The sequence below is a fragment of the Haladaptatus sp. DJG-WS-42 genome (assembly GCF_037198285.1).
Lineage (GTDB): Archaea > Halobacteriota > Halobacteria > Halobacteriales > Halococcaceae > QDMS2.
The window spans coordinates 1538714-1552036 of the sequence record NZ_CP147243.1 but is presented as its reverse complement, the minus strand read 5'-3'; the positions used below and the strand labels follow the sequence as shown (position 1 = coordinate 1552036).

Sequence of the window (13323 nt, the reverse complement as noted above, 5' to 3'; positions counted from 1 at the left end):
GAATTTTCACCGCGGGCTCCATGACGGGCCCGCGAGGCTATCAGACACCTGCGAGCGTCAGGTATGGTAGTTCTTTTACCTTCGCCACCTGAACGAGAGTACATGGATTACGACCCCCGCGCAGTCGAGGGGAAGTGGCGCGAGCAGTGGGCCGAGGAGGGCCTGTACGAAGCCACCCCCGACGACCGAGAGGAGGCGACGTTCATCACGGTTGCGTATCCGTATCCGAGCGGCGGGATGCACATCGGGCACGCCCGGACGTACACTGTCCCAGACGTGTACGCCCGGTATCGCCGCCAACAGGGCGACAACGTGCTGTTCCCACTCGGATGGCACGTCACGGGCACGCCGATTATCGGTGCCGTCGAGCGCTTGAAAAAGGGCGAGGAGAAACAACTCTCCGTCCTGCGAGACACCTACAACGTCCCCGAGGAGACGTTACAGGACTTGGAGACGCCGATGGGCTTTGCGCGCTACTTCATCGAAGAACACTACAAGAAGAACATGAAGGCGCTTGGCCTCTCTATCGACTGGCGTCGTGAGTTCACGACGAACGACGAGCGCTACTCGAAGTTCATCACGTGGCAGTACGAGACCCTCCGCGAGCGCGGCTTGCTCGAAAAGGGCCTGCACCCGGTCAAATTCTGTACGAACGAACAGAACCCGGTGACGACCCACGACCTGCTCGAGGGCGAAACCGCCGAGTTCCAAGAGTATACGCTGGTCAAGTTCCGCAGCGGCGACATCGTGTTGCCGATGGCGACGCTGCGCCCGGAGACGGTTCACGGCGTCACGAACGCCTACGTCCAGCCGGACGGCGCGTACCGCCGGACACTGGTGGACGGCGAGGAGTGGATTGTCTCTGTCGAAGCCGTCGAAAAGCTACGCCTCCAAGAGCGCGACGTCGAAGTCACCGAGGAACTGACGGGCGAAGACCTGATTGGCACGTTCGTCACGAACCCCGTGACCGACGAAGACGTGCTTATCCTGCCTGCAGACTTTGTGGACACGGACAACGCGACGGGCGTCGTGATGTCCGTTCCGGCCCACAGCCCAGACGACTGGGTGGCGCTCGAAGAGGCGAAAGCCGACACTGCGCGAATGGAGTCGTTCGGCATCGACCCCGCCGACGTCAAGGCCATTGAGCCACGCGCTATTCTGACCGTTGAGGGCTACGGTGAGTTCCCCGCCAAAGACGCCGTCGAAGAACACGGTATCACGTCCTCAGACGACCCCGCACTGGAAGAAGCGACCAAAGACGTGTACAACCGCGAGTTCCACGCCGGAAAACTCTCCGACATGTACGGCGAGTACGCCGGCGAAATCGTCGAACACGTCCGCGACGACCTGAAGGCACACTACCAGAGTCAGGGTGCCTTCGACGCGATGTACGAGTTCTCAGAGGAGGTTATCTGCCGGTGTGGCGGCGTGGTCGAAGTCGCCAAACAGGACACGTGGTTCCTGCGGTACAACGACGAAGACTGGAAACAGAAGACGAAGGAAGCCATCGCGGACTTGGACGCGATTCCAGAGAACACCCGCGAGCAGTACCTGCACACGGTTGACTGGCTGAACGAGTGGCCGTGCATCCGCAACTACGGGCTAGGGACGCGCCTGCCGTGGGACACGGATTTCGTCATCGAGCCGTTGTCCGATTCGACCATCTACATGGCGTACTACACCATCGCCCACCGCATCCAGGATGTGCCCCCGGAGGAACTCACCCGCGAGTTCTTCGACACGCTGTTGCTCGATGAGGGTGACGACGAGAAAGCCCTCGACCTGCGCGAGGAGTGGGACTACTGGTATCCCGTCGATTACCGGTGTTCGGGCAACGACCTGATTTCGAACCACCTGACGTTCTACTTGTTCCACCACGCAGAGCTGTTCGAGCAGCCAAAACAGCCACAGGGCATCACCATCATGGGGATGGGGCTGCTCGAAGGCGACAAGATGTCCTCCTCGAAGGGCCACGTCGTGTTGCCCGCAGAGGCCATCGAAGCGTACGGCGCGGACACCGTCCGGCTGTTCTTGCTCAACTCCGCCGAACCGTGGCAGGACTACGACTGGCGCGCAGAGCAGGTCGAGTCCACGCGCAACCAGCTAGACCGGTTCTGGATGCGCGCGCAGGAGATTATCGCGGACGACGCAGGCGAGAAAGAGCTGAAGCACGTAGACCGCTGGCTGCTCGCGAAGTTGCAGGACACCGTCGAGACGACGACCGAGGCGCTCGACCGCTTCGAGACGCGAACCGCGAGTCAGGCCGCCTTCTACAGCTTCGAGGAGCAACTGCGCTGGTATCGCCGCCGCGCGGACTTGGAGCGACCCGGTGCGAAGTGGACGCTGCGCAAGGTGCTCGAAACCCGCCTGCGCCTGCTCGCGCCAATCGTCCCATTCCTCACGAACGAACTGCACGAGCAGCTCACTGGAACGTCGGTCGAGAAGTCGGCGTGGCCAGCGGTCGAAGCCGAGTTCGTCCGCACGGAGACCGAAGTGCGCGAGCAGTTGGTGTCGCGGCTGACCGACGACATCCAAGACATCGTCAACGTCACCGACTCGAACCCGGAGACGATTCGCATCTACACCGCCGCCGACTGGAAGTACACTGTCTTCGACGAGGTTGTCGAGACGGGGACGAACATCGGCCAAGTGATGGGCAAGGTCATGCAACACGAATCCCTGCGCGAGAAAGGCAATCAGGTGAACGACCTGGTGCAAACGCTCGTAGACGTGGTTCGTGGACGCGACGACGACGTGCTCGCCGCGATGAGCGAGTTAGACGAGTTTGAGGTGTACGAAGACGCCGCACGCTTCTTTGGCGCGGAGTTCGACGCAGACATTGAACTCTACCGCGAAGGCGAAGACGCCTACGACCCCGCGGACAAAGCCCGCCACGCAGAGCCGTTCCGACCGGCGATTCACCTCGAATAAGCTGGATTCGCTGAGTGTAGGGCCAGCTTCATTCTTTCTGCGCGCGTCTGTTAGGGTATGAGCGAGAGCGAAAGTACCACCACAGACGAATCGGGGCTTCCCAGCGAGCTGAAAGAGGTGTACCGCTCGGTCAAGCCAGAGATGGGGATGCACGGCAACAACGAGATGAGTCTGCTCGGGCTCATCTGGTTTGGGCTGCTCATCGTGCTGCTCATCCCGCTTGCGCCGTTTATCGCGCTCGTCTGGGCGATTGGCTACGTGCGCGAGCGGATGCTGTCTGAAGAAGAAGTAAACGTCCACGTCCGCGACCAGATTCGGGCGCGCGAACGTGCTCGAAAGGGACGCGTTGGATAGGCGTTAGTGGAGTGCCGTGCCGATGAGGTCGAACGGGTAGCCGTTGTCGTTTTCGTCTGCGTGTTCGTAGACGACGTGGGCGGCGGCGACGTCCTGAATCGCAAGCCCGGTCGAGTCGAAGACGGTGAGGCCGTCTGCGTCGGTGCGGCCCTCGATTTTGCCGACGACGATTTCGCCAATCTGGCCGTAGATGTCCTCGTCAGTGAGGACGCCCTCGTGGAATGGGACGTTGATTTCGCCCGAGTGGGTCGTCTGGTCGTAGTCGTCGATGACGAGTTTTGCGTCGAGCAGAATCTCGTCTGCGAGTTCGTGTTTGCCTGCTGCGTCCGCGCCCATCGCGTTGATGTGGGTGTGCTCGCCAACGGCTTCGCGCGAGACAATTGGGGATTCGACGGGGGTGACCGTCGAGAGAATGTCACACTGGGCGGCATCCTCGATGGAGCCTGCGCGCACGTCGAAACGGTCTGAGAAGGCGTCGATGAAGGCGGCGACGGCCTCTTCGTCAAGGTCGGAGATGACGACGGTTTCGATGTCGCGAATCTGGCTGATGGCTTCGAGTTGCGTGTACGACTGGACGCCCGCGCCGACGAGACCCATGGAGGTGGCGTCTTCGATGGCGAGGTGGTCGGTGGCGACGGCGGCGGCCGCGCCCGTGCGCTTCATCGTGAGTTCCGTCCCGTCCATGATGGCGAGCGGGAAGGCGGTTTCAGGGTCGGAATAGACCATCGTCCCCATCACGGTTGGGAGGCCGAACTTGTCGCGGTTGTCGGGGTGGACGTTCACCCACTTGATACCTGCCGCGTCCCAGTCGCCCGCGTCGATATAGGCTGGCATCGAGCGGAAGTCACCGTTGTACTCCGGTAGGTCGATGTAGGATTTCGCGGGCATCTGGGCGTCGCCGCGTTCGTAGGCGGCGAAGGCGTCCTCGATTGCCTGAATGAGTTCAGGCATCTGCGTGTTCTCGTCTACGGCCTCCCGATTGAGGAGTAACGTTTCCATGGTGGCGATTTTTGCGCCCGAAACTTAGTTCCATCTTTCCGTGATTCCAGTGGAGAACGCAGGAAACGACCAGATTCACCTTTGGAGACTGACCAAAAAGCCTATTCCACGGGGTTGGATCACCTCAATTAATGCACACGTCCCTCCCCGCGACGCTCCTCTGTTGTCTCCTTCTCATGACCGCCGGGTGCAGCGGTTTGACCAGTGACGACTCAAAACAAGGCGTCTCTGCGACACCAATTGAGGTTCCCGAAGACCCAACCTACCCGCCCGGCGTGACCGAAGACGGCATCCAGAGTGTGAGCGCGCTCGTGTCGGCGCATCAATCGGCGCTCGCAAATCAGTCGGTTACGTTCCATCAAGAGACGACGGCGACGCGTACCTGCACGCGGGTCACTTCCTCCGAGGGCGAAGCGTTCAGCTGTGAGAACTCGACTATAATCTACGACGGCTACGTTCACGGAGAGTACCTGAAGAATCGGAGTTACTTCCTCACGCACACGTTCGCTGATTCGGAGTCGATGACCGAAGTGTACGATGACTACATCGTCCGCGCGTATGCCGACGGCAAGCGCGTCTACATGAACGAGACGCAAGCGGACAACTCGACGTATCGGACGCTGTACGACCCGGACGGCGAGCCAATCGACCCGCGCGAGGTGCTGTACGTCAATCTGCACAAAGAGAGCGAACTCATGAACTACCTTTACACGATGAACATCGTGACAGTCGAGCGGGTTCAAGAGTCTCCGACGGAGCGGTATCGCATCACTGCGGAGGGCTTCGAGGAGCCAGAACAGTTCGCAGACCAGCGGGGCGTGGAGGCCGTTTCAGGTGGGAGTTTGTCGCTCGTCGTCGCAGAGACCGGTGCAATCCAGTCTTTCGACGTGTCCTACACGCAGACGACCAAGAACGGGCGCGTCCACATCGAACAGTCGGTCACTTACACAGACTGGGGCAACACGACCATCGATGCACCTGAGTGGATTTCGAAGGTGAACGAGACGGGCGCACCGGCCAGCGACACGGCCACAGATGAGGGACGCTAAATGCGACGCGTCGTTGCGACGCTCGCCGTCTCGCTGTTGCTCGTGGCTGCTGGGTGTAACGGGTTCACGGGACAAGGTGAGCAAACAGCCGACTTCTCAGCCACACCTGTCAACGTACCGGATGACAGCACTCCTGGCCCCTCGCTCGACTATCCACCCGGAGTGACCCACGAGAGATTGCAAAACGGCGTCGAACTCCGAGAAGCGCACACGGAGTGGGTTTCTGAAAAAGGATACGTCCTGGAGTACGGTGTAATCAAGCGACCGATTGGTGCTGACGGATTCGAGGAGTTCGACACCACGCTCACAATCGAATCCAACCGGTCGAACTTCCACCAGCGAACGGTTCACCGGACTGCGTCGAGGGATTCGCCTGCAGTCACGGAGCTGTGGGGAACGGAAGCGAACGTTTACGAGATGGAGGTGAAGGCTGGAGAACCCAAGTTCGAGATTGCGTTAGAGATTGAGGATGATATTCCTCACCAAGACGGGAAGCACACGATAGACGGCCTCGGGAGACGTGACCTCACGTTGCTGCTGAATAACGACGAGAACGTCTCTATCGAACCAAGGATGGTCAATGGAGGTCAGGCGTTCTTCCTCCGAGGGGAGGAGATTCCTCCCGGGACGTTCTTCACTGGACCACAACAGCACTTCACAGAGACACCAGGATTCGAGGTCCACAACGTCTCTTTCAGACTGCTCGTGACGAGCGAGGGCCACATCCGTGAGTACCACTACACCCTCGTGGGCGAGAAAGACGGAACGCCGTACGTGGAGAGCGTTTCAGGAGTGTACGAACGAGTTGGCGACGTGACCGTCTCACCACCGAGATGGGTTGACGAGGCAAATCGGACGCTCGACAGCGGTTCCACTACGGAAGCAACGTCGGCGTAAAAAAACGGTCAAAAAACGATTCAACAGTCAGCGGTTGGAGATGGGTTGTTGGCCGACGTTTACATCATGCCGCCCATGCCGCCCATACCGCCCATGCCGCCACCCATGCCGCCGCCAGGTGGCATTTCCTCGTCGCCGCCCTTGTTGGTGGAGAGGTCACCAGCGGCGATGATGTCGTCAATTTTGAGGACGAGGTTCGCGGCTTCGGTGGCACTGGAGATTGCCTGCTCTTTCGCGTGGGCTGGCTCGACAATGCCTGCCTCGAAGGTGTCTTCGATTTCGCTGGTGAAGACGTTCAGGCCAGCGCGTTTCTCGCCGGCTTCGTGGGCTGCACGAAGATCGACGAGCGTGTCGATGGAGTCAAGGCCAGCGTTCTCTGCGAGGACGCGTGGCACGAGTTCGAGGGAGTCTGCGAACGCTTCGACGGCGAGCTGCTCGCGGCCGCTGACGGAGTCAGCGTAGTTGCGCAGACGGCTTGCGAGTTCGACTTCGATTGCGCCACCGCCGGCGAGGACGCGACCGTCGGAGACGGTCTGTGCGACGACGTCGAGCGCGTCGGTGATGCCACGTTCGAGTTCGTCAACGACGTGCTTCGTGGAACCGCGAAGGAGGAGGGTGACGCCGTGGGCCTCGCCCTCGCCTTCGACGTAGAACAGTTCGTCTTCTTCGTCACGGCGGATGGAACCGTGGCCGAGGTCTGCTTCCTCGACGCTGTCTAAGTCGGAGACGATGGAGCCGCCGAGCACTTCCTTGAGGAACTCGATGTCGGACTTCTTCGTCCGGCGCACCGCGAGGATGCCTTCCTTTGCGAGGTAGTGCTGAGCGAGGTCGTCGATGCCCTTCTGGCAGAAGACGACGTTTGCGCCGACGGCTTTGATCTGCTCGACCTTCTTTTTCAGCTGGGCTTCTTCGTTGTCGATGAACTGCTGGAGCTGGGATGGGTCCGTGATGGAGACCTCGGTATCGACGTTGGCTTCCTCGATTTCGATGGCTTCCTTGAGGAGGAGGACGTTCGCGTCAGCGACTTCTTTCGGCATCGAGTCGTGGACGGGGTCTTTGTCGATTGCGCCACCGACGAGGAGTTCGGACTCGCCTGCGGCACGGCCGGTCTGCGTTTCGATGTTGATGAAGTCGAGGTCAACGACGTTCTCGCCGTCGTCGTTTACGACCGTGACCTGACGGACGGCATCGACGATGATCTGGCTGAGGACGTCCTTGTTGAGCTCTGCGCCCTTGCCGGTCATGGAGGTCTCTGCGACCTTCCGGAGGAGCTGTTCGTCGTCGGTGTCGATGCGCTCTGCGATGTCGTCGATTTCCTTGCGCGCCTGCTGGCTTGCGAGGTGGAAGCCCTTGATGATGGCCGTTGGGTGGATGTCCTGCTCTAAGAGATCTTCTGCGTTCTTGAGGAGTTCACCCGTGACGGCGACGGCGGTGGTCGTGCCGTCTCCTGCCTCGTCTTCCTGCGTTTCTGCGACCTCGATAATCATCTCGGCCGTCGGGTTGTTGATGTCCATCTCTTTGAGGATGGTCACGCCGTCGTTCGTGATGGTGACGTCGCCCATCGAGTCGACGAGCATCTTGTCCATCCCTTTCGGGCCGAGTGTGGAGCGTACTGCGTCAGCAACTGCGCGGGCTGCGCGGATGTTGTGTGCCTGTGCGTCGCGGTCTTTCATGCGCTGGGAATCTTCGCCGAGAATGATCATCGGCTGACCCTGCATTCGCTGACTCATAATCAAGAGCGACTATAAATGCGATTCTATATAATCTTTTTGCTTTCGCCCAGTGGCAAATTCGGCACAGAGCGACCCGTTATCCCCGGAAATCACGCGATAGAGTGGTGTCAAAACGCCAGTTATGTGGGCGGTGCACACGGCCTGACACCGACCTAACCCGCTCATTTAAGTAGTGAAACAGGGCAGTTTACGCTTCTTTTGCGATGTAGACGCCAAGGATGCCGCCGACCGCGCTCAGCACAACGGTGTAGAGGAGCACGAAAAAGAGGATGACCCAGACGATGAGGCCAACCGCAAGCCCGCCCCCCGGCTCGCCAGCGCTGATGGTGAAAAACGAGACGATGCCGAAAAAGAGGAAGGCAATGCCCATGATGGGAATCGCCGAAATCACGCCCGAGAGTGCCCCAACTTTCAGTCCCTCGTCTTTCTGAAGATACCCCGCGATGGCACCGCCAAGCACCGGCGAGAAGGGAATCCACGAGAAAAGAACCGCCACGACCGCGCCGATGAGCGCATTGACCCAGATATTCTGCTCTGCCATACCTGCAGTAGGCGGGGAGCAGAGAATAGTCTATTGGATGATGTGTTAGCGCGACTGGGGCGACGAGAGCCGCTCACGACGGACGAACGCGATGACCGCACTGACTGTCATGCCGACGATGAAGGCGAGCGTTCCCAAGACGAGCGCCTCAACCGCGAGAAACGCGAGTCCATCGAGCTGGAGGAAGTAGCCGAGTTGGTCTAAAAATGGCCGGTACGACAGGCCGAAAAAGGCGTGGTCTGCGAGGTAGCCGAGAAGAGAAGCATACGCGAAAATCCACGCAACAAGCAGCCCCCGCCGTGCATACCCGACACCGAACGCGGCGAGCACACCGACGAGTGCGGCGTCGTACGGAATGAAAACAACGCCACCGGTGACTCTGAACAGGCCAACGGCGTAGGCTGCGAACGTGAGTGCGAACAGGCCGCAGGTGAGGAACGCGACGAACAACCAGCGAGGCTGTTTCGACCCGAGGAACAGCGAGCGGAGGGTGGGGACCATGTGTGATATTTCTCAGACGAGTGGTTTAAGTGTTGGAGTGGTAACAGGTGTGGGCGAGAAGAAAGTAGACGCGCTGCTGGGGGTGTTGCGTTGAGAAAACGCCAGGACTGGGAGTGAGCGAAACCACTGGTTTCGCGAACCTCGCTGAGCCTGTGGCTCAGCGTAGTTTGAAGGCACTCACCCTGCGCGAACTCGCGTTAGCGATGTTCGCGCAACTCCCGCTCAAATCCCAGTCCCCGTTTTCATCGCCACGAGAGAGCGACGCGTGAGTCGCGTCGCTCTCAAAGCTGAATCGATGAAAACGCCAGGACTGGGATTTGAACCCAGAATCCCGAAAGGGAACACGCTTTCCAGGCGTGCGCCTTACCGTTCGGCCATCCTGGCTCGCGTCCGTGACTATCCCCGTGATGCGTTTAAGTCCTTCTTTTTCCGGCGGCGAGACGGCGGTCTGCGAGGTTCGTTAGCACCGTTGCGCCGACAAAGACGAGGAGCGCGACGCCACCCTTCACCAGCAAGTCAACCGGCTGACTGGTGAGGAGTTCGTACCCTTGGACGAGCACCAGAAACGCGAGTGCGCCAACGACGCCCCACAGCAGGCTCGCTTTCGTCCGGGGGTGCATCGCAGTGGCGTTACTCCACGGAGGCGATGGCTTCGATTTCGACGCCGACGCCCTTTGGCAGGTTGCCGACTTCGACGGCGCTCCGGGCCGGTGGTTCGTCATCGAAGTAGGTCGCGTAGGTGTCGTTCATCTCGGCGAAGTCGTCGATGTCATCGAGGAAGACGGAGACTTTGAGCACGTCGCTCATCTCCGCGCCTGCTTCCGCGAGGACGGCGGTCAGATTGTCGAGGCACTGACGCGCTTGGACGTCGATGGGTTCGTCATCCAGCAGTTCACCGTCCGGCGTGAGGGGGATCTGCCCGGCCGTGAAGACGAGCGAACCGTTGGTGGTTGCTTGGCTGTACGCCCCGACGGCTTCTGGAGCCTCGTCGGTGTGGATGATTTCCTTCATGTCCCGAAACGCAACGCCGAGCGTGATAAAACTGCAGGAGTCTTGTCGCCGCCGAAGGTTTACGCCCGTGGTGTGTCAACGAATCAATGAACACACATGGGAGCCGACTACGAGCTTTCGCCGCCCGAACTGACCGCAGACCGGATTCTCACCCTCACAGACCCCCGATTCACCGACAAATCGGTGGCCATCGTTACCGGCGCGGCCTCCGGCATCGGCCGAGCCACCGCCGTCGCCCTCGCCAAAAACGGCCTCACCGTCGTCGCCACCGACATGGACGAAGCGGGCCTCGCAGAGACGGTCGACATCGCGGGCGAAGTTAGGGCATCCGGAACTATCGAAACCGCCGACGTGAACCTCACCGACGACGCGGCCGTCGAAGCGCTCGTGGAGACGGCCGCCGAGTTGGGCCAACTGCGCTACGTGGCGAACATCGCCGGACTCCAGCACATCGACCCCATCGAGACGTTCCCGATGGAGACCTACGACCTGATGCAGAACGTGATGGTTCGCGCGCCATTTTTGCTCACGAAATGCGCCCTCCCACACATCCGCGAGGCCGACGACGGCGTCGGCGCAATTGCGAATATGGCCTCGGTACACGGCCACGTCGCCACGAAAGACAAGCCTGTCTACATCATGACGAAGTTCGCCCTCCGTGGGCTGACTCAAGCGATTGCCGCAGAGGGCGAGGGGACAATTCGGAGCTTCAGCGTCTCGACGGCCTACGTCAAAACACCGCTCGTCACGAAGCAAGTTCCTGACTCCGCCCGCGAGCGGGGAATCAGCGAGCGCGAGGTGGTCGAAGACGTGATGCTCGGCCACAGTCGCGTAAAGGAGATGATGGAGCCGGTTGACGTGGCGAACCTCTTTGCCTTCGGCTTCTCGCAGTATGGCCAGCACCTCGATGGAGGCGACCTGCGCTGGGACGGCGGCATGACCCTCACCTATGAGTAAGCGCGTCGCCATCGCGTGTCAGGGCGGCGGGAGCCACACCGCGTTCACCGGTGGCGTCCTCAAAGGCATCCTCAGCGAACGACCGGACATCGAACTCGCTGGCCTCTCTGGCACCTCGGGCGGGGCCATCTCTGGGCTCGCCGCGTGGTACGGCCTGCTCACCGACGGCCCCGAGGAGGCGTGTCGGCTCATCGACGCCGTCTGGGCCGATATCGCCGCGAAGCCGGGCATAGACCAGTGGGTCAACGACTCGATGGTTGCGTGGACGCGCGCTGGCAACAGCGGGTTCCCACTCCCTGAAATCAGCCCGTACAGACACCCACTGTCGGGGTGGGGCCACGACCAACTCCGCGAGACCCTCCAGCGATTCATCGACTTCGAACGCATCCCAGCCCTCTACGACGACAGCCAGCCGAACTTCGTCGTCGGAACCGTGAACGTGAACGCGGGCGACTTCGAAACGTTCGAGAACGCGGCGATCTCAGAAGCCGCTATCCTCGCGTCAACGGCGATTCCAACCCTGTTTCCGGCGGTCGAAATCCACGGCCACTGGCACTGGGACGGGCTGTTCAGTCAGAACCCCCCGATTCACGACCTCATGACCGGAGACGGCGAAAAGCCAGACGAAATTTGGGTCATCCAGATAAACCCGCAAGTGCGCGAAGGCGAGCCACAATCGCTGGTAGAAATCCATGACCGGCGCAACGAGTTGGCCGGAAATATTTCGATGAACCAAGAGTTGCGCTTTATCCACCGGGTAAACGAATGGGTCGAAGCGGGCCACCTCCCCAAAGAGCACTACAAGCCCGTCAGAACCCGGAAAATCGAGTTAAAACGCGAACTGCCGAGCGCGACCAAACTCGACCGCTCGCCCGACTTTATCGAAGAGTTACTCGAACACGGCGAGCAATGCGGGCGGTCGTTCGTCGCTCAGATGAGGACGTCCACTTCGTAGCCGTTCTGTTCGAGCGCGGCCACTACCTCGGCGACGTGGTCGTGTCCCCTCGTCTCTAAGTCTACTTCGACCTCTGCGGCGTTCATCGCGAGGTCGCGCGAGGTGCGGTCGTGCTGGATGGCGTAGATGTTCGCCTTCTCGACGGCGATGACCTCGATGAGACGTTCGAGCGCGCCGGGGCGGTCTTTGAGCACGGTGCGAATCTTCAGGTAGCGCCCCGTCTCGACCAGTCCGCGCATGATGACCGTCGTGAGCACGTTCAGGTCGATGTTCCCGCCACAGAGCGCGGGGACGATGACCTCGTCTTCTTCGTAGTCGAACTTCTCAGAGAGCAGCGCAGCGAGCGGGACGGCGCCTGCACCTTCGACGAGCGTCTTGCCGCGTTCGAGCAGCGAGATGAGCGCGACCGCAATCTCTGAGTCAGAGACCGTGACGACCTCGTCGACGCGCTCTTCGATGACGTCGAACGTCTGTTCGCCAACGCTTCGGGTGGCGATGCCGTCGGCGATGGTATCGACGCTGTCTATCTGCTGAACCGACCCTTTTTCGAGCGATTGGGCGACGCTTGAGGCCCCTTCTGCTTGGACGCCGATGACGCGAATATCCGGATTTTTCGCCTTGAGCGCGGTTGCGATGCCGGCGATGAGGCCGCCGCCGCCGATGCCCACCACGACCGTATCGACTTCGGGGAGGTCGTCGTAGATTTCTAAGCCAATGGTTCCCTGTCCGGCCATCACCTTCTCGTCGTCGAAGGCGTGGACGTAGCAGCGCCCTTCCTCGCGCTCTATTTCGTGGGCCTTCTCTGCGGCCTCGTCGTAGTCTTTGCCGTGGAGGACGACCTCCGCGCCGTAGGCGCGCGTGGCCTTGACCTTCGAGATAGGCGCGTACTCGGGCATCACGATTTTCGCGTCAACGCCGTTTCGCGTTGCGGCGAGGGCGACGCCCTGTGCGTGATTTCCGGCGCTCGCGGTGACGACGCCCGCCTCTTTTTCATCGGGTGAGAGCGTGGCGATTCGGTTCGACGCACCGCGAATCTTGAACGAGCCAGTGCGCTGGAAGGTTTCGAGTTTGAGATGTACCGTCGCGCCGGTGATATCGGAGAACGTGTGAGAATAGTCGAGCGGTGTGTGGCGGGCGACCGCCTCGACCCGCTCTCGGGCCTCGATTACGTCAGCAAGTTCGAGCATACTGGTGGTTGCTTGCCCGCCACATTAACGGTTGCCTGTGGCTCTCGAATGGTAAAGTAGGGGGGATAGGGACTGAGCATTCCCAGGGGATGGGGGACGCGGTCCCAAAGCGTATGACTGCATCTGGATGAGAGCAGGGAGGGAATATAAAGGATTGGGAGGCGGAGTGAAAGTGAAATCGGTAGACTACGCCGCTTCGAACCAGGTG

The 13323-nt window shown here is 60.6% G+C and carries 13 protein-coding genes and 1 tRNA gene; 6 read left to right on the top strand and 8 right to left on the bottom strand.

Annotated features, from left to right (window positions below):
* The first annotated feature begins 102 nt into the window (after positions 1–102).
* Entirely contained in the window at positions 103–2931 is a 2829-nt protein-coding gene (gene leuS / locus V5N47_RS08555; RefSeq protein WP_338726866.1) for a leucine--tRNA ligase, read from the top strand.
* Between the two features lie 57 nt (positions 2932–2988).
* A complete protein-coding gene (locus tag V5N47_RS08550; RefSeq protein ID WP_338726864.1) occupies positions 2989–3285 on the top strand; it encodes a hypothetical protein in 297 nt (98 codons plus the stop codon).
* A gap of 3 nt (positions 3286–3288) precedes the next feature.
* Here V5N47_RS08550 and V5N47_RS08545 read toward each other — a convergent pair whose 3' ends face one another.
* Positions 3289–4284, bottom strand: coding sequence for an ornithine cyclodeaminase family protein (locus tag V5N47_RS08545; protein WP_338726863.1), 996 nt, complete (start codon positions 4282–4284; stop codon positions 3289–3291).
* A 131-nt stretch (positions 4285–4415) separates the two neighbouring features.
* Between V5N47_RS08545 and V5N47_RS08540 the strand changes: the two genes are divergently transcribed.
* Both V5N47_RS08540 and V5N47_RS08535 read left to right on the top strand, forming a co-directional pair.
* The gene (locus V5N47_RS08540; protein ID WP_338726862.1) at positions 4416–5333 is read left to right on the top strand and encodes a hypothetical protein; all 918 of its coding nucleotides are present in this window, start codon (positions 4416–4418) and stop codon (positions 5331–5333) included.
* Positions 5334–6230, top strand: coding sequence for a hypothetical protein (locus V5N47_RS08535; protein WP_338726860.1), 897 nt, complete (start codon positions 5334–5336; stop codon positions 6228–6230). It begins immediately after the preceding gene.
* Between the two features lie 59 nt (positions 6231–6289).
* On the opposite strand, the gene thsB is transcribed toward V5N47_RS08535, so the two are convergent.
* From thsB to V5N47_RS08505, 6 genes are all read right to left on the bottom strand, one after another.
* A complete protein-coding gene (gene thsB, locus V5N47_RS08530; RefSeq protein WP_338726858.1) occupies positions 6290–7948 on the bottom strand; it encodes a thermosome subunit beta in 1659 nt (552 codons plus the stop codon).
* Between the two features lie 202 nt (positions 7949–8150).
* Positions 8151–8504 (bottom strand): DUF5518 domain-containing protein, encoded by a 354-nt coding sequence (locus V5N47_RS08525; RefSeq protein WP_338726857.1) that lies wholly within the window; start codon positions 8502–8504, stop codon positions 8151–8153.
* Positions 8505–8549: 45 nt separating this feature from the next.
* A complete protein-coding gene (locus tag V5N47_RS08520; RefSeq protein WP_338726855.1) occupies positions 8550–9005 on the bottom strand; it encodes a hypothetical protein in 456 nt (151 codons plus the stop codon).
* A gap of 302 nt (positions 9006–9307) precedes the next feature.
* Positions 9308–9389 (bottom strand) — tRNA-Ser (locus tag V5N47_RS08515).
* Positions 9390–9418: 29 nt separating this feature from the next.
* On the bottom strand, positions 9419–9625 hold the full coding sequence (locus tag V5N47_RS08510; protein ID WP_338726853.1) for a hypothetical protein: 207 nt from the start codon (positions 9623–9625) through the stop codon (positions 9419–9421).
* A gap of 10 nt (positions 9626–9635) precedes the next feature.
* The gene (locus V5N47_RS08505; RefSeq protein WP_338726851.1) at positions 9636–10016 is read right to left on the bottom strand and encodes a Rid family detoxifying hydrolase; all 381 of its coding nucleotides are present in this window, start codon (positions 10014–10016) and stop codon (positions 9636–9638) included.
* Positions 10017–10112: 96 nt separating this feature from the next.
* Here V5N47_RS08505 and V5N47_RS08500 point away from each other — a divergent pair, with 96 nt between their 5' ends.
* Positions 10113–10973 (top strand): SDR family NAD(P)-dependent oxidoreductase, encoded by an 861-nt coding sequence (locus V5N47_RS08500; RefSeq protein WP_338726850.1) that lies wholly within the window; start codon positions 10113–10115, stop codon positions 10971–10973.
* Positions 10966–11928, top strand: coding sequence for a patatin-like phospholipase family protein (locus V5N47_RS08495; protein ID WP_338726849.1), 963 nt, complete (start codon positions 10966–10968; stop codon positions 11926–11928). Before V5N47_RS08500 ends, V5N47_RS08495 begins: the two co-directional genes overlap by 8 nt.
* Here the strand turns inward: V5N47_RS08495 and ilvA are convergent.
* Positions 11904–13115 carry a threonine ammonia-lyase gene (gene ilvA, locus V5N47_RS08490; RefSeq protein WP_338726848.1) on the bottom strand — a complete coding sequence of 404 codons (1212 nt, stop codon included), beginning with the start codon at positions 13113–13115 and terminating at the stop codon, positions 11904–11906. The two genes, V5N47_RS08495 and ilvA, sit on opposite strands and share 25 nt — an antisense overlap.
* Positions 13116–13323 lie beyond the last annotated feature (208 nt).